This window comes from Nonomuraea sp. NPDC052116 (genome assembly GCF_040680035.1).
Classification (GTDB): Bacteria; Actinomycetota; Actinomycetes; order Streptosporangiales; family Streptosporangiaceae; genus Nonomuraea; species Nonomuraea angiospora_A.
In genome coordinates this window covers 139919-160090 of record NZ_JBFAWA010000017.1, presented here as the reverse complement: position 1 = coordinate 160090, position 20172 = coordinate 139919, and the positions used below count along the sequence as shown (strand labels likewise).

15 protein-coding genes are annotated in these 20172 nt (G+C 68.9%); 3 read left to right on the top strand and 12 right to left on the bottom strand.

What is annotated here, in order from left to right:
* Positions 1 to 427: 427 nt before the first annotated feature.
* Positions 428 to 1390, top strand: coding sequence for a ParB/RepB/Spo0J family partition protein (locus AB0L65_RS30625; protein WP_364251995.1), 963 nt, complete (start codon positions 428 to 430; stop codon positions 1388 to 1390).
* A gap of 504 nt (positions 1391 to 1894) precedes the next feature.
* On the opposite strand, the gene AB0L65_RS30620 is transcribed toward AB0L65_RS30625, so the two are convergent.
* From AB0L65_RS30620 to AB0L65_RS30610, 3 genes are all read right to left on the bottom strand, one after another.
* The gene (locus AB0L65_RS30620; RefSeq protein ID WP_364251992.1) at positions 1895 to 2941 is read right to left on the bottom strand and encodes a beta-eliminating lyase-related protein; all 1047 of its coding nucleotides are present in this window, start codon (positions 2939 to 2941) and stop codon (positions 1895 to 1897) included.
* Positions 2942 to 4199: 1258 nt separating this feature from the next.
* Positions 4200 to 5156 (bottom strand): D-alanine--D-alanine ligase, encoded by a 957-nt coding sequence (locus AB0L65_RS30615; protein ID WP_364251989.1) that lies wholly within the window; start codon positions 5154 to 5156, stop codon positions 4200 to 4202.
* A 926-nt stretch (positions 5157 to 6082) separates the two neighbouring features.
* Positions 6083 to 7315, bottom strand: a complete 1233-nt coding sequence (locus AB0L65_RS30610; protein WP_350724349.1) for a PLP-dependent aminotransferase family protein — start codon at positions 7313 to 7315, stop codon at positions 6083 to 6085.
* Between the two features lie 269 nt (positions 7316 to 7584).
* Between AB0L65_RS30610 and AB0L65_RS30605 the strand changes: the two genes are divergently transcribed.
* A complete protein-coding gene (locus tag AB0L65_RS30605) occupies positions 7585 to 8202 on the top strand; it encodes a GNAT family N-acetyltransferase (RefSeq protein ID WP_350724210.1) in 618 nt (205 codons plus the stop codon).
* A 137-nt stretch (positions 8203 to 8339) separates the two neighbouring features.
* Here AB0L65_RS30605 and trxA read toward each other — a convergent pair whose 3' ends face one another.
* From trxA to AB0L65_RS30565, 8 genes are all read right to left on the bottom strand, one after another.
* Positions 8340 to 8654 carry a thioredoxin gene (gene trxA / locus AB0L65_RS30600; RefSeq protein ID WP_364251986.1) on the bottom strand — a complete coding sequence of 105 codons (315 nt, stop codon included), beginning with the start codon at positions 8652 to 8654 and terminating at the stop codon, positions 8340 to 8342.
* Between the two features lie 14 nt (positions 8655 to 8668).
* Positions 8669 to 9601 (bottom strand): thioredoxin-disulfide reductase, encoded by a 933-nt coding sequence (trxB, locus tag AB0L65_RS30595; RefSeq protein WP_364251983.1) that lies wholly within the window; start codon positions 9599 to 9601, stop codon positions 8669 to 8671.
* Between the two features lie 133 nt (positions 9602 to 9734).
* Complete coding sequence (locus AB0L65_RS30590) at positions 9735 to 10631, bottom strand: zf-HC2 domain-containing protein (protein WP_364251981.1); 897 nt, start codon at positions 10629 to 10631, stop codon at positions 9735 to 9737.
* On the bottom strand, positions 10621 to 11256 hold the full coding sequence (gene sigM / locus AB0L65_RS30585; protein WP_364251979.1) for an RNA polymerase sigma factor SigM: 636 nt from the start codon (positions 11254 to 11256) through the stop codon (positions 10621 to 10623). Before sigM ends, AB0L65_RS30590 begins: the two co-directional genes overlap by 11 nt.
* A gap of 15 nt (positions 11257 to 11271) precedes the next feature.
* On the bottom strand, positions 11272 to 12783 hold the full coding sequence (locus tag AB0L65_RS30580) for a protein kinase family protein (RefSeq protein ID WP_364251976.1): 1512 nt from the start codon (positions 12781 to 12783) through the stop codon (positions 11272 to 11274).
* 166 nt (positions 12784 to 12949) lie between these two features.
* On the bottom strand, positions 12950 to 14557 hold the full coding sequence (gene murJ, locus AB0L65_RS30575) for a murein biosynthesis integral membrane protein MurJ (protein WP_364251973.1): 1608 nt from the start codon (positions 14555 to 14557) through the stop codon (positions 12950 to 12952).
* Positions 14554 to 16692: a DUF6049 family protein gene (locus AB0L65_RS30570; protein ID WP_364251970.1), complete on the bottom strand. Its 2139-nt coding sequence runs from the start codon at positions 16690 to 16692 to the stop codon at positions 14554 to 14556. The genes murJ and AB0L65_RS30570 overlap by 4 nt, the downstream gene beginning before the upstream one ends.
* Positions 16693 to 16742: 50 nt before the next feature.
* Positions 16743 to 17270, bottom strand: a complete 528-nt coding sequence (locus AB0L65_RS30565) for a YbaK/EbsC family protein (RefSeq protein WP_364251967.1) — start codon at positions 17268 to 17270, stop codon at positions 16743 to 16745.
* Positions 17271 to 17360: 90 nt separating this feature from the next.
* Between AB0L65_RS30565 and AB0L65_RS30560 the strand changes: the two genes are divergently transcribed.
* Positions 17361 to 18824 (top strand): CCA tRNA nucleotidyltransferase, encoded by a 1464-nt coding sequence (locus AB0L65_RS30560; protein WP_364251964.1) that lies wholly within the window; start codon positions 17361 to 17363, stop codon positions 18822 to 18824.
* Here the strand turns inward: AB0L65_RS30560 and AB0L65_RS30555 are convergent.
* Entirely contained in the window at positions 18775 to 20079 is a 1305-nt protein-coding gene (locus AB0L65_RS30555) for an MFS transporter (protein WP_364251961.1), read from the bottom strand. The two genes, AB0L65_RS30560 and AB0L65_RS30555, sit on opposite strands and share 50 nt — an antisense overlap.
* Positions 20080 to 20172: the final 93 nt, after the last annotated feature.

Genomic DNA, 20172 nt, shown 5'->3' with positions numbered 1-20172 from the left:
CGGTAGCGAGGCGGTGGGACGGCAGGACGGCGGGGTGGCGCGGCAGCGAGGCAATGGAACAGGGAGTCGAGGCGGCGAGCGGCGAGGCGGTGGGACGGGGGGAGTGATGAGGCGGGGAGGCGAGATGATGCGATCGCGGCGATGCGGAGCAGTGAGATGGAGGAGAAAGGTGGTGAGTGCGTCCGGAGGGCACTGCGGGGGAAGTGCGTTCAGGCGCGGCATGGGACCCTTGACTGCGGCGGCGGATCGTGTGGTGGTGGCGATTGTCTCGGGCGGGAGATGGGCTCAAGTCAGTCGTTCGGTTGGTTTGTGATCGTGTCGGTGTAAATAGAACCGGGTGGTGTGTGGCGAGGGGGCGCCCCGTCGCGCGCACGACGGTAACCTCTCCTGGAGTGACCGGAATCGGCCGGGTGGATGAGGAGACGCAGTGAGTCAGCAGCGGCGGGGATTGGGCAAGGGGCTTGGGGCGCTCATCCCGACCGGTCCCATCGTTGACGGAACGGGAACGGTGTCGGCCCCGTCGAACGGTTCAACGGCGGATACCGGCCCGAGGCCGATCGCTGGCGCGTACTTCAAGGAGGTCGCGCTGGACGCGATCGTCCCCAACCCGCGCCAGCCGCGTGAGATCTTCGACGGGGAACGCCTCGAGGAGTTGGCGGCATCCATCCGCGAGGTCGGTCTCCTGCAGCCGATCGTGGTTCGATCGGTCGGTGGAGGTCAGTACGAGCTGATCATGGGGGAGCGGCGCTGGCGGGCGTGTCAGCAGGTCGGCTTGGACCCGGTTCCGGCGATCGTTCGCAACACTCAGGACGATGATCTCCTTCGGGACGCCCTCATCGAGAACCTTCAGCGTGAGCAGCTGAACGCCCTTGAGGAGGCCGCCGCCTATCAGCAACTCCTCGACGACTTCCAGGCGACGCACGATCAGTTGGCGCAGAAGGTCGGCCGTTCCCGCTCCCACATCACCAACACCCTCCGCCTCCTGAACCTCCCGCCCGAGGTTCAGCAGAAGGTGGCCGCAGGGGTCATCAGCGCCGGTCACGCTCGAGCCCTCCTCGGCCTCGGCAGCGCTGACGAGCAGATCGAACTGGCCAAGCGAATCGTGGCAGAGCTCCTCTCGGTTCGGGCGGTTGAGGAGATCGTCGCGATGGGGAGCGCCAAGGCGGCCACAAAGCCCGCGCGTGAGCGCCAGGCGCCCAAGCCCACCGCTCCCGGTCTCACCCACCTCGCCGACCGCCTCTCGGATCACTTCGAGACCAAGGTGAAGGTGGATCTGGGCCGCCGCAAGGGACGTATCGTCGTTGAGTTCGCCACGATCGACGACCTTGAGCGGATCATCGGCACGATGGCGCCGGAAGCTGTCCGAGCGATGCGGGAGTCCGAAGACTGACGCTGTTTCACGTGAAACCGTCGCTGCCTACCGATCGACCCCCGCCCCTAGCGGCCCCGCGATGGACGTCGCGGCGGTGCTGGCGGACGAACGACTGACGTGCCCGGTTCGGATTCGCTGTTTCACATGAAACCGTCATTGCCAGCCGATCGGCTCCTGCCCGCTGGCATCCTCGCGTACGGGCGCGGCGGCGGTGACGGCCGGCGCAACCGTTGAGGCGCCTGGGTTGGATTGCTGTTTCACGTGAGACCGCGGCGGACGGTTCGCCGGGGCCGCTGTTTCACGTGAAACCGACGCCAAGCTCCCCTTCGGGTGGCCGATGTTTCACGTGAAACGAAGTGCTTGGGTTGGTCGAGGGCTCGGGTTGGCAGATCGTCTTACGGGCGGTGGTACTTCGGGGTGAGCGGTTCTTGGGGAGCGTTTCACGTGAAACATGGAGCCGTGTCGCGCTGCTGAGAGGGGCGATGTGTTTCACGTGAAACGGCGGGCGGCGTGGGCGCTAGGCTACGCGGCGGCGGCCTTGTGGAGGTCGTCGAGGAAGTCGTCCACGTTCTCCGGCGTCGTGTCGAAGGCGGTCATCCAGCGGACGACGCCGGCGCGCTCGTCCCAGTAGTGGAACAGGTAGCGCCCCCTGAGGGTCTCCGCGACGGCGGATGGGAGGACGGCGAAGACGGCGTTGGACTGGACCGGGTGCGCCAAGGAAACGCCGGGCACATCGGCGAGTCCGTCCGCCAGCCGGGCCGCCATCTTGTTGGCGTGAGAAGCGTTCTCGCGCCATAGGTCGTCCGTCAGAAGCGCCGAAAGCTGCGCCGAGATGAAGCGCATCTTCGAGGCGAGTTGCAGTGACTGGCGGCGGAGGAACGGGACGGCGGGCGCGAGCGAGGAGTCGAGGACGACGACCGCCTCGGCCGCCAGAGCGCCGTTCTTGGTGCCGCCGAAGCTGAAGATGTCCACCCCGGCGTCCGTTGTGATGGCTTTCAGATCGCAGTCGAGGAAGGCGGCGGCGTTCGCGAGTCTGGCGCCGTCCATGTGGAGCCGTAGGCCAGACTCGTGTGCCGCCTCCGCCACGGCGGCGATCTCGGCGGGGGAGTAGCAGGTGCCGAGCTCTGTGACTTGGGAGATGGAGACCACCGTGGGTTGGGACTCGTGGGGGTTGCCGACCCCGCCCAAGCGGGACTTGATGTCTTCCGGGCGGAGCTTGCCGTCCTCGGTGGGGATCGTCATCAGCTTGACGCCGAGCAGGCGTTCCGAGGCTCCCGCCTCATGCGTGGCGATGTGGGCGCTGTCGGCGCAGAGGATCGCGTCGTAGCGGCCGAGCATGAGGGCCAGCCCGACCATGTTGGCGCCCGCTCCATTGAGCACCGCGAAGCCATCGGCGCCCGCGCCGAATACTTCCTTGGCCTTTTCCTCGAACGCCGAGGTCCAGTTGTCGTCGCCGTAGGCGGGCGCGTCTCCGTGGTTGGCTGAGGCGATGGCTTCGAGGATGGTCGGGTGAACGCCGGCGTGGTTGTCGCTGGCGAAGCTCTTGGGGTACATCGAATCGATCAGCACACGGTAAGGCTACTTATCTACCTTCAGCTCGGCGCTCGGGCATCCGTCGATCGATCCCGTCCCACGAGGCTGTGGATTCGGTGGGGTCACTCTTCCGCGCGTTCTGTGGATGGGCTGGTGATTAACGGGAGGCGTACGACTTAGGTGCAGCCGGCGCTGGTACGCACGCGTGTGCTCTTCCTCTGCATAGTGGCTGGCGTCCGTGGTGGCTCAGCGCGGGAAGGCGAAGGCAAGGGTGGCGGTGGAGAAGCGCTAGCGGACAGGGGAGGGCTGGGTCGCCCTGGCCAAGCGCGTGGCGCTCCACTCCAGCAGGCGTCGCGCCGCTGTGGCCTCTACCGGGAGGAAACCCGCTCTGAGCCGTGTGCTGTGCTGTCTCAAGGACTCAGCCACTCCGCCGGAAGCGGCCCCGAACCGACCGTGCTCTCGGATGCTCACCTCTGAGTCGGCGGTCGTGCCGGTCGTTCGTCTTCCGGGGTGGTCGTGCCGGCGGGCGCTGGACTGTGGGTTGGCTGCGCTGTCGGATGGCTGTCTTTGAGTCGGCGGTGGTGCTGACCGTTCGCGCTGGGGGGTGGTCGTGCTGGGGGTTGCTCGCCTCTGGGTTGGCTGCGCTGCCGGATGTCTGTCCCTGCGTCGGCGGCGGTGTTAGCCGTTCGCGCCGGGAGCGGTCGCGGTGGCGGGCGCTGGCCTCTGGGTTGGCCGTGCTGTCGGACGTTTGTCTCTGCGTCCGCTGTGGTGCTGACCGTTCGCCTCGGTGGTGCTTGCCCAGCTGCCGGACGTCTACCTGGGTGTCGGCCGTGGTGCCGAGTGTTCGCTGCGGGATGCTCGCGGTGGCGGTTGCCCTCGTTCGGGTTGGCCGAAGTGCTGGATGTCCGCCTGTGTGCTGACAGTGGTGTTGACCGTTCGCTCTGGAGCGGCGTGCTGTCGGGTGCTTGAGGCGAGGTTGGCCGTGCAGCGAGGCGTTCGTCGCCGAGTCGGCTCTGGTGCCGGTCGTTCGCTTCGGGGTGGTCGTGCTGGCGGTTGCTCGGCCTCGGGTTGGCTTGCCGTTGGGTGCTCGCTTCCGAGCCGGTCTTCGACGTCGGCTTTCGGGAGGGCTGTGCTGGCGGGTGCACGGACGCGAGCTGTTTTTTGAGTTAGCCGCGCTCGGGCGAATGGGAGCGGGTTATCCGTGAGGTGAGGTCACGGGTGGGAGGGCGCGCCTGGGAGTCCGGGGCAGGCGCGCTTACTGGTCGGCTGTAGAGGAGGTGGGAGGGAGTGGTGGTCAGGTGTGGGCGCGGGTGGCGGCGTTCTGGAGGAGGGTGCGGCAGAGGTCGCCCAGGTCTTGGCCGGCAGCCTCGGCGGCCATTGGGAGGAGTGAGGTCTCCGTCATTCCTGGGGCCACGTTGACCTCCAGGAAGTGCGGGATGCCGTCTGCGTCGACGATCAGGTCCGTACGGGAGATGTCCCGGAGGCCGAGAGCCGTGTGGGCGGTTACCGCCGTCTCGGCGCACGCCGTGGCCGCCTGGGCGGAGAGACGGGCGGGGGCGAAGAACTCGGTGTGTCCGGCCGTGTAGCGCGCCGCGTAGTCGTAGACGCCCTCGTCCGGGACGATCTCCACGGCCGGCAGAGCCTCCGGGCCGTTGCCGAGGTCCACGACGGAGACCGCCACCTCTACGCCATCCACGTACTGTTCGATCAGCGCCGTGTCGCCATACGCGAAGCAGCCGACCATGGCGGCGGGGAGTTCTTCTGCCGTGCGGACGATCGAGGCGCCCAGCGCCGAGCCGCCTCGGGCGGGCTTGACGAAGAGAGGCAGGCCGAGGCGCTCGATGATGCGCCCCAACACCACCGTGGCGCCGAGGTCGTGGAACGTCTCCTTCGGCAGGGTGACGGACTGCGGCGTCCGCAGGCCGACCGAGCGTACGACGGCCTTGGCCGTGGGCTTGTCGAAGGCCACTCGGCACGCGTCCGGGTCGGCGCCCACGTACGGGACATTGAGAAGCTCGAGGACGGAACGGATCGCGCCGTCCTCGCCCGCGCCGCCATGGAGGGTCACGAAGACCGCGTCCGGCGGGTCCGCGAGGATGGAGGGCACGAGGGACGCGTCGGTGTCGCGGGCCTCCACGTCGACTCCCGCCGCACGCAGCACCTCGCTGACTCGGCGACCGGAGCGCAGGGACACCTCTCGCTCATAGGAGAGACCTCCGGCCAGCACGAGCACGTGGCCCAGATCGCTCATCACATCTCCTCCGCTGATCGCACGCGCCGCTGTCCAACCGTACCGCCAAGCCGCAGTGAACTGGGCGGTGGCGGGGCTTGGAGAAGGCCTACGGTCAGGGGTCTTGGTCAGGGAGATCTGGTCAGTGGGCCCTGCTTATGGGGCAGGGCGATGGTGCCTGGAAGGGGCAAGTGGCGATGGTGTGCGCCAGGGTGGTGGCGGGCGGACTTTGGGATGGCGCGCGTGGGGGGAGGGCTGGGGACGGTGATCAGGAAGGGAGCGGCGCTAAGGCTGTGGCGGTGTCCGTGAGAGTGCGAGGCCACGGTGGTGGCTGTTCGCGAGCGGGTGTGAGGCACGTCGGTGGCGGTGCCCGAGCGGGGTGAGGCGCGCGGGTGGTGGTGCGTGGCCAGGCGCGAGGCCAGGCGGGTGAGCGGGTGGCGGTGCGTGGCCAGGCGGGTGGCGGTTCTCAGGTGGGTGTGAGATCGGGCAGTGGGCGGCGGCCCGGGGAGGGTGAAGGCCAAAAGGCGTTGGTGGTGCTCTGGTGCGGGCGCTCGTGGCCGAAGGGAGGTATGCCCGGAAGCCTGATGGGGTGCAGCAGGGGCACAGGTCCAGCGCGGTGGCGCAGCTCGCCGCGGCCCAGGCCAGGCCTCGGGGTGGCTGGGTGGACAAAGGCGGCTGGCCCGGGGGAGCAGGTCAAGCAGAGGTGGCTGCCCCGGGAACAGATGGAGCAAAGGGCGGCTGGCCCGGGGGAGTAGGTGGAGCAAGGGGTGGCTGGCCTGGGGAACAAGTTGAGCAGGGGTGGCCAGGCTTGAAGAGGGGTGGGTGGAGCGGGGCCTGGCTGGTCCCTGAAGAGGGTGATCAGTGCAGGGGGTAGCCGGGGTCCGAGGGTGGGCTCGGTTGGGGCCGGCGGAGCGGTGAGGCGGTGCCGGCCCCCTTGGAGACAGGGGTTAGGCCAGGTCGGGGCCGGGGGTGTCGACGCCCTGGTGGTCGCGGGCCGAGCTGGTGCCGAACGTGTCCCTCAGCTGCATCTCCTGGTCGATCACGCCGGCCAGCCGCCGCACTCCCTCCCGGATCCGGTCCGGCTCGGGGAAGCAGTACGAGAGCCGCATGTGCCGCGCCCCGCTCCCGTCCGAGAAGAACCCGGTCCCCGGTACGAACGCCACCCGCTCGGCCACCGCCCGCGGCAGGATGGCCTTCGAGTCGAGCCCCTCGGGAAGGGTCGCCCACACGAAGAAGCCGCCCGCGGGTCGCGTCCAGGTGACCTCGGGCGGCATCAGGGATTCGAGCGCGTCCAGGAGCGCGTCGCGGCGCTCTCGGTAGAGCTCCCTGAACGTCTTGATCTGCTCCCGCCAGGGCTGCGTGGCGAGGTACTGGCCCACGGCGAGCTGGGTGAACGAGGAGTGCGACAGCACGGCCGACTCCATGGCCAGCACGAGTTTGTCGCGGATGGCGTGCGGGGCCAGCGCCCAGCCGACGCGGAAGCCGGGGGCGAGTGTCTTGGAGAACGACCCCAGGTAGACCACGCCGTCCGGGTTGTCGGCGCGCAGGGCGCGCATGGGCTCCCCGTCGAAGCCGAGCAGTCCGTACGGATTGTCCTCGATGATCAGCACCCCGGCCCGCTGGCAGATGTCGAGCACCTGCTGCCGCCGGGCGATGTTCAGGGTGACGCCGCCCGGGTTGTGGAAGGTCGGGATCGTGTACAGGAACTTGATGGGCGCCCCGGCCGTCTCCAGCGCGTAGATGGTCTGGGCGAGGGATTCGGGCACGATGCCCTGATCGTCCATGGCGATATGAACGACCTTGGCCTGATAGGCGGCGAACGTACCCAGCGCCCCCACGTACGAGGGCCCTTCGGCGAGCACCACGTCGCCCGGGTCGATGAAGATCCGGGTGATCAGGTCGAGGGCCTGCTGCGAACCGACGGTGACGACCACGTCGTCCGCCCCGGCGTTGATCCCCTCCAGCCGCATGACCTCGCAGATCTGCTCACGCAGGTGCGGGTCACCCTGGCCGGAACCGTACTGGAGCGCGACGGGGCCGCGCTTGGTGACGAGGTCGGAGACCAGCTCGCCGACCATGTCGAGGGGAAGAGCCGTGACGTACGGCATGCCGCCCGCGAGCGAGACCACCTCGGGCCTCGACGCGACGGCGAAAAGAGCTCGGATCTCGGAGGCGACCATCCCGGTAGCTCGCGCGGCGTACCGATCGACGTAAGCGTCGATGCGCGACCCTTGGGTCGCGGGTGCCTGACCGTGATCCAGCTCTCCTGTCACGGCCCACCTCCTAGGTGTCATATCGGACTGAAATACCAGATTACGCTAACCGGACATGTCGCCCGTGACGGGCTCGACCGTCGTGGTGTCCGCTGGCGGTATCTTCACTGGGCTACGATGCCACCTGTGGACGCGGTTTTCGCGCGCTTTTCCGGGTCAACGACAGGGGGCCGTAGTTGTCGCGTCGGCTGGTCAACATAACCCTGGACAATCTTGAAGATCTGCCCCATCGCTGCAGGCGGTGCGTGTTCTGGGAGCTTGACCCCATGAGCGGGGAGCGGGCGGTTCGGTCGGGGGATCCTGGGCTGGAGAAGGAGGCGTGGCTCTCCGGCACGCTGCTCGAGTGGGGCAGTTGCGGGAAAATCGCCTATGTCGACGGGGTGCCTGCCGGGTTCGTGCTCTACAGCCCGCCGCTCTACAGCCCCCGGTCCGTGGCCTTCCCCACCTCGCCGGTCAGCGCCGACGCCGTGCTGCTGATGACCGCGCACATCATTCCGGAGTTCTCGGGTGGCGGGCTGGGTCGGATGCTGATCCAGGGCGTGGCCAAAGACCTGACCAGGCGTGGCGTGAAAGCCATTGAAGCTTTTGGCGACCTCAAGTGGGAAGAGCCTAGTTGCGTAGTTCCGGCGGAATACTTCCTTTCTGTTGGTTTTAAGACGGTTCGTCCGCATTTGCGTTTTCCGCGGCTCCGGCTGGAGCTCAAGACCGCCGTCTCGTGGCGTGAGGACGTCGAGGTGGCTTTGGAGCGACTCCTGGGCTCCATGAGTCCGGAACGGGCGCTACGTCCCGTCTGACGACCGCACAGGCCCGTACAAGCGGCTGCACAGGGCGGTTCAAGCAGGGCGGTTCAAGCAGGGCCGTATAAGACCGGGAGAACGCGAAAGCCCCCCGCCAGAGGCGGGGGGCCGGGCGCGCGCCGCGGGAGGGCGGGCTAGATGATGCCGTCGAGCTCGCGCAGCAGCATGGCCTTCGGCTTGGCGCCGATGATCTGCCTCACGACCTCGCCGTTCTGGTAGACGTTCATCGTGGGGATCTGGAGCACACCGTACTGGCGCGGAACGTCGGGGTTCTCGTCAATGTTGAGCTTGACGATCTCCAGCTTGTCGCCGTGCTCCTTGGCGATCTCCTCCAGGATGGGGGCGACCTGACGGCACGGCCCGCACCACTCGGCCCAGAAATCGACCAGCACGGCCTTGTCACTCTTGAGGACGTCGGCTTCGAAAGAGGCGTCGGTGACAGCCTTCACGGTGCGCTCCTTACTCACTTCTCGTTGTTCGCCAGCCAGCGCTCGGAGTCGAGCGAGGCCGAGCAGCCGGTGCCGGCAGCGGTGATGGCCTGACGGTAGGTGTGGTCGACAACGTCTCCCGCGGCGAACACACCGTCGATGTTGGTCGCCGTGGACGGCGACGCCACCTTGATGTAGCCGTCCTCGTCGAGGTCGATCTGCCCCTTGACCAGATCGGTGCGCGGGTCGTGCCCGATCGCGATGAACAACGCGTCGGTGGCCAGCTCGCATTCCTCGCCGGTCTTGACGTTACGCAGCCGCACGGCCTCGACGCGGGTGTCGCCGAGCACGTCGACGACCTCGGAGTCCCAGACGAAACTGATCTTGTCGTTCGCGAGCGCCCGCTCCTGCATGATCTTGCTGGCGCGCAGCTCGCCACGGCGGTGCACCACCGTCACCATGCGGCCGAACCTGGTGAGGAACGTGGCCTCCTCCATCGCCGTGTCGCCGCCGCCGACGACCACGATGTCCTTGTTGCGGAAGAAGAAGCCGTCACACGTCGCACACCAGGACACGCCATGCCCGGACAGGCGCTTCTCGTTCTCCAGACCGAGCTCGCGGTAGCCGGAGCCCATCGTCAGGATGACCGACTTGGCGTAGTAGGTGTCGGTGTGGGTCTTGACGACCTTGGGGTTCGCCTCCAGGTCCACCTCGACCACGTCGTCGGTGACCAGCTCGGCGCCGAACCGCTCGGCCTGCTTGCGCAGGTTGTCCATGAGGTCGGGGCCCATGATGCCGTCGGGGAAACCCGGGAAGTTCTCCACATCGGTGGTGTTCATGAGGGCGCCGCCGGCTGTCACGGAGCCCTCGAAGACCAGCGGCTTGAGCTCGGCGCGCGCGGAGTAGACGGCCGCGGTGTAGCCAGCTGGGCCGGATCCAATAATGATCACGTTACGAACGTCGCTCAACGCTCCCACGCCTTCCTCGTCTGCTGTTGCACGGGCGTCAACAGATCCTAGGCCGCCCTGATTCCCGGCCCTACACACAACGCTCGCACAAAGCGAAAGAGCCCGCCGAGGCGGGCTCTGACGTGTATGTCCTTTACCAGCGGCCCAGTGTGGGCTTACGCAGGTTCTTGCAGTTGAACGGGTCGACGATGTCGATGCGCAGCCTCTGGCTGGCCTTGTCCTTCCACGAGGCCACGACGAGGGCCTCCTGGCCGTTGTACTGGCCCTGGTCGACCGCGTACGCCGGCAGCTTGGAGCGGCTCGAGACCCGCTTCACGCACTTGTCGACCTTGCCGTCGTCGTCGGAGCCGCCACCCACCATGCGCTGGAAGCCGAACATGCCTTCGAGCGGCTGGCGCAGGTCCTGGTCGCTGTAGTTGTGGCCGCTGTCGGTCAGCCCGTAGGACCTGGCCATCGTGGGGACCTTGGCCGGGGTCGAGGGGACAACGGAGGTCTCGGTCACGCCGCCGGCCATCACGTCGACGCCGCTGCTTCCGCCGCCGCTCGCGAGCAGGCCGGTGGAGGCCACCGCCGTGCCCACCACGGCGACCGCCGCCGCGGCCGCGATCGCGGGCATCGCCCATCGGCGTCTGCGAGAGGGCTTGGCCGGGACGATCGTGCCGTCGTCGGAGACGACGCCCAGCCGCACCGGCTCAGGGGCCGCCTCAGCGGCCACCTCGACCGGTCGTTCCCACGGGGCGTCCCGCATGAGCTCGTCCCAGTCGGGCGCCTCCACGAGGCCGACACCTCCCCGCCGGAACTCCGCCTCGGCGGCCAAAGCCTTGTCGATGCGCAGTGCGACGCCCATCGGCATGGCCGGTGTGGGGGTCGCCGCGAGCACCTCGCGAACCGCCGCCAGGTCTGCCAGTAGCTCCCCGCATGGGTCACAGACCGCGAGATGCTCGCGGACCCGGCGCGCCGTGTCGACGTCTAGGAGACCCTCGGCCAGCTCGGCCAGGATTTCCAGATCGTAGTGCGTATCACCCGTCACGAAGTTCTGCTCCCTTCGCGGATGAGACGCGATTGAGGTCCGATCGGTTCCGCAGATGGGAAAGAATTGGGGCAAGTTTCGCGCGCCCTCGAGCGCACCGGCTCTTGACCGTGCCGCTCGGCACTTGGAGCACCTGAGCTGCGTCTTCGACCGAATAACCCATCATGTCGACGAGGACGAGAGCCGCCCGCTGGTCGGTGGGCAGGAGTTTCAATGCGGCCGAAACCTCCATGGAGACTTCGCGTTCGACGGTCTGGTCAGGCAGGGGGGTCTCGCGCTCAGCGGCCTCGATCAGCTCGTCGTCGGCGACGGGCCTGACCGATTTACGGCGCATCCTGTCGAGGCAGGCGTTGACCACGATCCGGTGGAGCCAGGTCGTGACGGCCGCTTCGCCGCGAAACGTGGAAGCCTTGCGATATGCGGAGACGAAGGCGTCCTGCACGGCGTCGGCGGCCTCGTCGGGGTCACCGAGCGTACGCAGGGCGACCGCCCACATGCGGTCGCGGTGCCGTTTGACGATTTCGCTGAAGGCGTGAGGGTCCCCGTTGATGTGCGCGGTCAGCAGCTCGGCGTCTGTGATCGCCGGCCGCTCCGCTGCTGAGGGTGTCTCGGGTGGGGAGTTCACAAGAGAGATTCCTGGTTATGCCGATCCGGGAGAGTGCACCACTACTTCATAGATGGTGCCATGAAACTCGCCGCCATCCATCGGAACCCGGGTAAACCAGATCAAAACGTACTGTCCAGTTGCCGGTTGATCAGGGGTAAGAGTGGTTTTACCTGCGGCGTTCTTCGCGGTCGCCACCGTCTTCAGTGCGGACAGATCGGGTGAGTCGCCCACCTTGAGCTCGACGGACGCGCCCGAAGCATCGGACAGCGTAGCGACCACGTCGCTGATCTGCATGGACTTGCCCATGTCGAGCAGCAGGCCGACGCCCTTCTTGAGATTGCCCAGGTCGGCGCTGGTGTAGCGCTCCGTCTTCCACAGCGTGCCGGGCTTGCCGTCGATGGCCAGGTCGGCCATCTCGGGCTTCTCGTTGTTGTCGCCGAGCGGGTCGAAGCCCTGGGCCTTCTTCGGCTTGACGGTCTGGGCCTCGGCCGAGGCGGACGTGGAGGCGCTGGGGCTGGAGCCCGACGCCTCGGGCTTGGTCGGGCTGCCCAGGCTGCGGCCGATCGTCCAGGCGCCGACGCCGACGGCCGCGATGACGAGCAGCACGACCAGCGTCATCAGCACGCGGTTGAGCGTGCTGCCGCCGCCCGCGGGACGGCGCGGCGGCGGGGGCGGGCTCTGCGGGACGGTGAGCTGCTGCCGGTGGACGAGGTCCAGGCCCTCGGTGTGGGAGGCGGAGGCCACCGCGGGGGTCGAGGGGTAGGAGATCGGGATCGGCATGGGCCTGGCCACGCCGGACAGCGCCTCGGCCACGTCGGACGGGCTGGCCAGCGCGCCCGTGCCCCTGCGGGACTCGGGCAGGCACGCGCGCACGGTCACCGTGTCGAGGTAGCTCGGCACGCCGGCGGTGACCTGCCGGGGTGTGCAGAAGTGGCCGTCGGTCATGGGGGCCGCGGGCAGGCCGCCCTCTTCCTCGTCGCCCGGCCAGTGACCGGTCAGCCCGGCGTACAGCAGCCGGCCCAGCCCCTCGGCGTCGTCGAGCGCCGGCTGGTCGGTGGTGAGCCCGTACAGGGTCGCGTCGACGGCCACGCCGAGCACCTTGACCGTGTTGCCCGTCGTCCACACCAGGTGGGAGGGGCGCAGGCACAGGTGGTAGAGCTGGGCCTCGTGGGCGTGCGCGAGCGCCTCGGCGGCCTCGGCCACCAGCCCCGCCGCGCGCTCGGGATCCAGCGGGCCGGAGGCGAGCAGGTCGGTCAGCGACTCGCCGGTGACCCACTCGCTGACGACGTAGGCGGCCTTGTCGTCCTCCGCGGCGTCGAAAACCTGCGTCAGGCGCGGGTCGGTCAGCCTGCTCGCGGCACGGGCGGCCGTGACCACCTCGTGGACGCGGGGGAAGTCGGGCGCGAAGGTGTGGACGGCCACGGGACGCGCGAGGATCTCATCGATTGCTTTCCAGAGCGTGGCTCCGTCGGACTCGCTGACGCGGTCCTCGAGCCGGAAGCGCTCGGCCAGACGGGTGCCGGGTTCGACGGCCGACGTGCTCACAGGTTCACTCCGCTTGGCCGATCGGGCGTGTTCATGACTCGACTCACCTGCGTGGTGGTGTCCCACGAAGGCACGCTATGCCGGGTGGATCCGCCCACGCCCCTCCTGCTTCCATTCGCGCGTGTCGGGCTCCATGTTAGTGCCGAGTGGATTCGGCCCGCGTTCTTTACCGGCCTACCCGCCCAGCGACCATCCCAACGATGGAATTGACCTCGGGGATGCGCATTCTGTGCGCGACGCCTAGATAGAGCAGCAACCCGAGGCCCCCGCCGACCGCGAGAACGATCAGCGAATTGACGAACCCTAGCCCGGCGAACACCCCCGTGACTACCCAAACCGCCGCGAGCGCCACCACAGCGGTGGGCAGAGCCGCCAGATACATCCTGGTCAACGCCATGCCGATGGTCCAGCCACCCAGCCCTCTGACGCGGCGGCTGGCCAGCAACCACGCCCCGACCGCGCCCAGCGCGTACGCGATGGCGTACGCGAGCGCCAGCCCCATCACCAGGTACCGGGCCGGCAGCAACGCGTTGAACACCAGCATGAGCGCCGCGTTGGCCGCCGTGGTGGCCGCGCCGATGAACACCGGCGTACGGGTGTCGCCGAAGCTGTAGAAGACCCGCAGCAACAGCTGGAACAGCGCGAACGGCACCAGCGCGAGCCCGTAGACCTGCAGCACGTTGCCGATGAAGACGGCGTCCGCGACGCTGTTGGCGCCGTGGCCGTAGATGGGCACGGTGATCGCCGGCCCGAGCACCATGAGCAGCAGCGACACCGGCACCATCAGCGAGCAGATCAGCCGCACGCTCGACCCGAACTCGCTCCGCACGTCGTGGAAGCGCCCCTCGCCGACGGCCCGGCTCATCCTGGGCAGCATCGCGGTGATCACCGAGACGCCGATGACGCCGTACGGGAGCTGGAAGAGCTGGAACGCCAGCGTGTACGGGCTGATGCCGTGCCCCTCGACCACGTCGCCGGCCGCGCTGGCCAGGTTGGTGGTCAGCATGAAGCCGAGCTGGGTGACGATCACGTAGCCGATCGTCCAGACGCCCGCCCTGGCCATCTCGCCCAGCCGCGCGTTGCGCACGTCGAAGCGGGGTACGAAGACGAACCCGACCCGCTTGAGCGCCACGATCAGGATGACCGCCTGGGCCACGATGCCCGCCGTGGTGCCCAGCCCGAGCAGCGCCATGTCGCCGGTGCTGATCTGCTCGATGTTGTCGCGCTCGCCGCCGACCATGGCGTACGCCAGGAACACGCAGATGACGACCAGGTTGTTGACCACCGGCGCCCACATGGGCGCGCCGTAACGGTCGCGGGTGTTGAGGATGGCGCCCGCCACCGCGCCCACGCCGAAGAAGGCGAGTTGCGGCAGGATGAAGCGGGCCAGCGTGACCGCGACCTCGAACTTGGGGCTGCCCGGGGCCCAGTCGGTGTAGAGGTCGATCAGCAGCGGCGCGCCGAACACCGCCACCACCGCGACCACGATCAGCGCCACCCCGGAGAGCGTCAGCAGCCGCTGCTCGTACGCCCGGCCGCCGTCGGCGTCGTGCTGCTGGGCCCGGACGATCATCGGCACCACGACGCTGCTCAGCACGCCGAGCAGCAGCAGGTCGAGGATGCTGTACGGGATCGCGTACGCCGCGTTGTAGGAGTCGCCCAGCGCCTTCGTGCCGATGGCGTAGGCCAGCACCATGGTCCGCACGAACCCCGTGACCCTGGACACCATCGTGCCCGCGGCCATGATGGCGCTGGCCCGAAGCATGCGACTCATACGATCTCATTCTCCCGGGTCTTGGCCGCGTGCGCGAGCTTCCGCTCCGACCTGCGCCGCAGCACTCGCATCACCACGGCGGCGAGCATCACGGTCAGGGCGGCGCCCACGATCACCGAGGCGATCCCGGTGTAGCCGGTGATACGGATGGTCAGCCGCTGCGGTTTGCCGTACGGCTGGTTGTCGGAGGTCTTGAGCTGCACGGTCACCGTCGCGTCGCCGCTCGTGCCGGCCGCGGCGTTCATCGGCACCTGGACCGTGCCGCTCTGCCGCGGGCCGATCTTCATCGGCCCGCGCTGGTCGAAGTTGACCTGCAACAGCTCGCGGTTGTTGGACGTGACGTCGATGTAGAGGGCGATCGGAACGCCCAGCTCGTTCTTGACGCTGATCGGGACCGCGCCGTTGCTGCCCGCCAGCGTGCGCGTCCAGCTGGGGCCCGCTCCGGTGATCTGGATCCTGTCGGTCTGGTCCGTCACCGCCGCGCTGACCAGCTTGGTCACCGCGCGGCCCGCGCGGGTGCTGTTGCGCCAGGCCGAGGAGGTCAGCCGCAGGACCGCCGCGTCGAAGCTCGACGGCGTCTTGGCTTCCGTGATCAGGGAAGTGAGCTGCGCCTTCGACGCGAGGCCCTTGACCGGGTCGAGGTACTTCGCGGTCAGCTCTTCCTTGCGGTCCTGGTCGCTGTAGGTCAGCCCGGCGCGCGGGACCGACAGCTTGCCCGGCTTGATCGACTCCAGCGGGGTCAGCCGCAGCCACGGCAGGTTGTCCGCGGTCTTCATCAGCGCGTTGACGAGCGTGGGGTTGGGGTCCCACCGGCGCGACGGGGCGATGACGAGGGACCTGGGCGAGGCCTGGCCGGCCTCCGCGGCGATCATGGCGGTCTCGGCGATGAACCGCTGCGTGCTGAGCAGCACGGACGTGGGCGCCGCGGGCTCGAACAGCTTGCTCAGCTCGGCGTCCGCGACCAGCGCGGTGACGGGCCCGTTCACCGAGTCGAGCGTGGAGGCGGCGTCGGGTGTGAACGGCACGGGCGGCTGCGGCGGCAGGTTGGTGGAGTTGAGCAGGACCGTGTCGACCCGCTCCTTGCCGGCCGGGAGGCTGACCGAGAGCAGGTCGAGCGCGTCGGCGTCGAGCATGCCCGCGGGCGGCCAGTTGATGTTGGTCTTGACCTCGCGCTGGAGCAGCGCGGCGGCCTTCTGCCTGCCCAGCTCGATCGCCCGGCCGGTCTGCGTGTCCAGCCCCTGGTGCGCGAGCGCGGCCACGTCGGGATCGGCGTACGGGACCGCGACCACGGGAGAGTCGGCCAGCGCGGTGCGCATGGTCGTCAGCCAGTTGGCGGCCTCGGGGTTGGCGGGCTTCTCCTGCGTCTCGTCCTTGACCTTGACCAGGTACTTGTTCTTCATCGCGTCGAGGTCGTCGAGCAGCGAGGGCTCCATGAGCCAGGTGACGGCCTTGGGCGCGGCCTGCGCGATGCGCGCCAGGTCGGCCAGGCGGCCCTTGCCGGTGATCGACTGGCTCAGCTTGTCGTTCACGAACAGCGGCATGCGGGTCTTCGGGTCGACGTCGGTCCCGCGGTGCGGCTGGTCGATGACGGGCAGGGCGATGGCCAGCTTGTTGCGCGGCAGCTTCGGCACCGTGGGAGGCGCGTAGGTGAGGTACGTGCGCTGCGGCGCCATGACCTGCAGGCCGTTCTGGATCACCTCCACGGCCACCGGGTAGACCCCGAACGAGCCGTAGCCGAGCTGTATGGGGGTCGCGGTGAACTCCCATCGTGCCTGGGCGCCGGCGGCCAGCGCCGGGATGTCCATGAACGAGTTCTGCGAGGCGCGGAACGGCAGCGTCGCGGGATTCTGGTCGGTCTGGTAGGCGGCCATGGTGACGCGGTCGGGGAGCTTCTGCGGCGTGTAGCGCAGGCGTACGCGCAGGCCGCTCTGCGGCGCGCCGCTGTCGTTGCGGAGCGTGCCGGTGAACTTGATCACATCGGTCTGCGAGGTCGGCACCTGAGGCGAGATCGACGCGATCGACACGGCCAGGGTCTGCCTGCTCGCCTTCGCGGACTTCGTGGCAGCCGCGCCGGGCGCGGTCGCCACCACGGTGAGGGCGAGCAGCGCGGCGAGCAGCGTGGCCTTACGGATCACGCGAATGCCCGAACTGGAGGACGACGACACACGCCCGCAATGGTACGGGCTCAGTGCCGCCGCGCGACCGCCTCACGTGTTCCTTTCGCCCTGAGGTCGACCATCTTGCCTGGCAGGAGTGCGATCAGGTCGAGTGCGCGCAGGGTCAGGGCGGTATGCCGTTCGCCGGTCGCGGTGTAGACCGGCCCGTCGTCGGCCAGGAAGTCGGCCGGCAGCCGGTCGTCGATGAACTTGGGCAGCGGCTCGGGCAGGAGCAGCGGGCACACCAGCCCGCTCGCGTAGTCGGTGGCCGCGTTGACCACGTGGACCGGAGCCGGTCGCACCCGGCGCACGCCCAGCACTCCGCCGACGGCTCCCACCGGTGGCGGCGCCGACACGGGGGTGGTGACCGCGATGACGACCTCGCGGCCGACCCTCGTGGCGACCTCGAGCACTGTGACCATCAGGCACCTGCTCGGTGCGGCGGAGACCGCCTCAGGCAGATCTTCCGCGCATGTCATGGGACGCGGAAGGCGTACGATCTCATGATGGACCTGGTGGGCGAGGAGCCAGCGGTGGATCGCGAGGGCGTCCTTCATATAGTCCTCCTTGCCTCGTTCCCTGGCCCCCGACGGTCCTTGGACCGACGGTAACCCGGACCTGGTGTGGCTCGGGGGATATGTTCCGGAATGCTCCCAGAAGGACCTACCCGCTTGTCCGACTCAACTCTGACTGACAGCCAACGGCGGGCCATGACGGACCTGTTCCGCAAGATCGCCCCGGTGGCCGACGAGCTCGGCCGCCTGTTCGCCGCGCAGGGCCACGAGCTGGCCCTCGTCGGCGGCCCCGTACGCGATCTGCTGCTCGGCCGCATCGGCAACGACCTCGACCTGACCACCGACGCCCGCCCCGAGCGGGTGCTGGAGCTCGTCAGGGACTGGGCCGACTCCGTGTGGACCATCGGCATCGACTTCGGCACGGTGGGCCTGCGCAAGGGCGGCTGGCTGATCGAGATCACGACGTACCGGAGCGAGTCGTACGACCCGAAGTCGCGCAAGCCCGAGGTCATGTACGGCGAGACGCTCGACGAGGACCTCGAACGGCGCGACTTCGCGGTCAACGCGATGGCGGTGCGGCTGCCGGGCCACGAGTTCGTCGATCCGTACGGCGGGCTCGACGACCTGAAGGCCAAGGTGCTGCGCACGCCGGGCACCCCCGAGCGGTCCTTCGGCGACGACCCGCTGCGCATGCTGCGGGCCGCCAGGTTCGCCTCGCAGCTCGGGTTCGCGGTGGACGAGGGCGCCGTGGCGGCGATGACCGAGATGGCCGGGCGCATCGAGATCGTCTCGGCCGAGCGCATCCGCGAGGAGCTCGACAAGCTCGTCTGCGGCGCCAACCCGCGCGAGGGCCTGCGGCTGCTGGTCGAGACCGGGCTGGCCGCGCACGTGCTGCCCGAGCTGCCCAAGCTGCGGCTGGAGATCGACGAGCACCACCGGCACAAGGACGTCTACGAGCACACGCTGACCGTGCTCGACCAGGCCATCGCGCAGGAGGAGGACGGCAAGGCCGACCGGATCCTGCGCTGGGCGGCGCTCCTGCACGACATCGGCAAGCCGAAGACGCGCCGCCACGAGACGGGCGGGCGGGTGTCGTTCCACCACCACGAGGTGGTCGGCGCGCAGATGACCAAGAAGCGCATGACGGAGCTGAAGTTCCCCAAGGACGTGGTGTCGGACGTGGCGCGGCTGGTCGAGCTGCACCTGCGCTTCCACGGCTACGGCACGGGGGAGTGGACCGACAGCGCCGTACGCCGCTACGTGCGCGACGCCGGCCACTTGCTGGACCGGCTCCACAAGCTGACCAGGGCCGACTGCACCACGCGCAACAAGCGCAAGGCCACGGCGCTGTCGCGGACCTACGACCAGCTCGAGGAGCGCATCGCCAGGCTCGCCGACGAGGAGGAGCTGGCCAAGATGCGGCCCGAGCTCGACGGCAACGAGATCCAGCGGGTCCTCGGCATCGGGCCGGGGCCGGTGGTGGGGCAGGCGTACAAGTTCCTGCTGGAGATCAGGCTCGACAAGGGCATGATCGGCAAGGAGGCGGCTACCGAGGCGTTGTTGGAGTGGGCGAGGTCGAACGACGCGGGCGTGTGATCATCCGGTACGCCAGCGCGGCCAGGGGATAGCCGACGGCGGCGAGCACGACGGCCGTGTAGGACTTGCCGTCGGCGGGCAGGATGGCCGCCGACAGGGCCGCGGCGAGGACGTACATGCCGTTGAAGAGCATGTCGTAGATCGAGAACGCCCGGCCCAGGTAGATGTCCTCGACGTCGCGCTGGACCGTGGTGTCGGCGCAGATCTTGACGCTCTGCCCGGCCACGCCCAGCACGAACCCCGCCACCGGCAGCCCCCACTCCTGGAACGGCAGCACCAGCGCCGCCGTCAGCAGCCCGGCCGTGGTCAGCGCGATCGGCACCCAGCGCTCGATCGTGAACCGCTCGGTGGCGTACGGGGTGATGACGACGGCGATGGCGTAGCCGACGCCGGAGGTCGCCACGACCAGGCTGACCCCGCTCAGCGCGGCGTCGGCGTCGCCGTTGTAGAAGTAGTAGCGGTAGAGGATGATGCCGAGCGCGGTGGCCATTCCGTAGAAGAAGCGGTGGGCGGCCATCGCGCCCATGGTGGAGGCCGCGACGCGGTGCTTGACCAGGTGCCTGGCGCCGTCCGAGAGGCCGCCGACCACGTTGCGCAGGGCCTCGCGCGCCTGCGGCCGGCTCGGGTCGGACACCGGGCCGAGCAGGCCGCGGTCCATCGTCCGCGCGACCAGCGCGCTCAGGCCGAACACCACGCCCGAGACGACCAGGAGCAGCGCCACGCCGTAGTCTTCGGCGCCGAACACCTTGCGCAGCAGATAGCCGAGACCGATGCCCACGAACGTGACCACGGTGCCCGACGTGGGGACGACCGCGTTGGCCGCCATCAGCCGCTCGGCCGGCACCACGTGCGGCAGCGAGGCGCCGAGCGCGGCCAGGAAGAACCTGTTGACGCCCAGCACGGCCAGCGCCGCCCCGTAGAAGACCGAGTCCGGCACGTCGGCGGCGACCAGCGCCGCCGCGACCAGCAGCAGCGCGCCGCGCACGATCGGCGCGACCACCAGGATCTGCCGTCGTGACCAGCGGTCGATGAACACGCCCACGAAGGGCCCGAGCACGCTGTACGGCAGCAGCAGCACCGCCAGCCCGGCGGCCACCGCGAGCGCCGTCGTCTTGGTCTCGGGGCTGAAGAAGGCGAACCCGGCCACCCCGAACTGGAAGATCCCGTCGGAGAACTGGGAGATCAGCCGGGTGGCGAACAACCGCCGGAAATCTTCGCCTCGAAGGACCACGCGTAGGTCGGCCACAAATGACACGCCGCCAGCCTAGCCCTCCCCCCATCGCCTAGGATGCGCGAGAGTCGTGCTGCGGCAGGTGGGCCATGGGTTCCGAACGGTCACCGTGTCTCG

Coding starts and splice junctions, on each gene's coding strand:
- murJ (WP_364251973.1), bottom strand. CDS start 14,557: ATGAGTCGCATGCTTCGGGCCAGCGCCATCATGGCCGCGGGCACGATG.
- AB0L65_RS30560 (WP_364251964.1), top strand. CDS start 17,361: ATGCTCCCAGAAGGACCTACCCGCTTGTCCGACTCAACTCTGACTGAC.
- AB0L65_RS30565 (WP_364251967.1), bottom strand. CDS start 17,270: ATGAAGGACGCCCTCGCGATCCACCGCTGGCTCCTCGCCCACCAGGTC.
- AB0L65_RS30610 (WP_350724349.1), bottom strand. CDS start 7,315: ATGGTCGCCTCCGAGATCCGAGCTCTTTTCGCCGTCGCGTCGAGGCCC.
- AB0L65_RS30615 (WP_364251989.1), bottom strand. CDS start 5,156: ATGAGCGATCTGGGCCACGTGCTCGTGCTGGCCGGAGGTCTCTCCTAT.